Annotated in this window: 2 protein-coding genes; both read right to left on the reverse strand. The window is 63.0% G+C overall.

The features are described 5' to 3' along the window. Positions 1-110: ATP-grasp domain-containing protein (locus BIS11_RS18645; RefSeq protein ID WP_367399236.1), on the reverse strand; the 110-nt coding region annotated here is incomplete at its 3' end. Between the two features lie 142 nt (positions 111-252). Then, on the reverse strand, positions 253-1,049 hold a 797-nt coding region (locus BIS11_RS18430; protein ID WP_253586843.1), incomplete at its 5' end, for an FAD-dependent oxidoreductase.

Here is a 1,049-nt window from a genome sequence, read left to right on the forward strand (position 1 = left end):
TTCTTGCACGCTTCTACCGCTTCTTCCGGTGTGTCCACGGCAAAGCCCTTGGACACCGGCAGACCATAATCGGCAAACAGCTGCTTGCCTTGATACTCGTGAAGGTTCATCGATTCATGCCATTGGTTGCATGTGACTCGAACGACACTGAGTGCGTGGCACTCGGCGTCCCCGTGCGATCGGCGCGGCCATCATGTGGACCGCGCCGAAAGTGGTGCGCCACCGCGAGGTGGCGCCTGGTTGTTGCTTGAATTACTTGCGCTTCTTGCGGTTGGCCATGTGGATGGCGTGGCCTTCCACGGCGAGCGCCGCTTCGTGGACCGCCTCGGACATGGTCGGGTGCGCGTAGCAGGTCAGGGCCAGGTCTTCGGCGCTGGAGCCGAATTCCATGGCGATCACGCCCTGGGCGATCAGCTCGCCGGCGTGCTGGCCGACGATGTGAACGCCGAGGATACGATCGGTCTCGGCATCGGCGATGATCTTGGCGCTGCCTTCAGTGGCGTTGTTGGCCATCGCGCGGCCGCTCGCCGCGAACGGGAAGGTGCCGGTCTTGACCTCGATGCCCTTCGCCTTGGCGTCCTGCTCGGTCATGCCGACCCAGGCCACTTCCGGCGCGGTGTAGATGACACACGGAATGGCGTCGTAGTTCATCTCGGCCTTGTGACCGGCGATGATGTCCGCAACCATGATGCCCTCTTCCGAGGCCTTGTGCGCCAGCATCTGGCCGCGCACGCAGTCGCCGATGGCGTAGATGCCGGGCACGTTGGTGCGGCACTGGTCGTCGACGAAGATGAAGCCACGCTCATCGAGCTCGATGCTCACGCCGTCACTGATCACGCCCTTGGTGTAGGGACGACGGCCAACGCAGACGATCAGCTTGTCGAAGGTGATCTCCTGCTCGCCGTCACCGTCGGTGTACTTGACGACGACTTCGTTGTCCTTGACCTCGGAGCCGGTGACGCGAGCGCCCAGGCGAATGTCCAGGCCCTGCTTCTTGAGCAGTTTCTGGGTTTCCTTGGCGACGGTGGTGTCGACCATCGGCAGGAAGC

Origin of the sequence: Halomonas sp. 707D4 (genome assembly GCF_024158685.1) — a bacterium.
Taxonomy (GTDB): domain Bacteria; phylum Pseudomonadota; class Gammaproteobacteria; order Pseudomonadales; family Halomonadaceae; genus Vreelandella.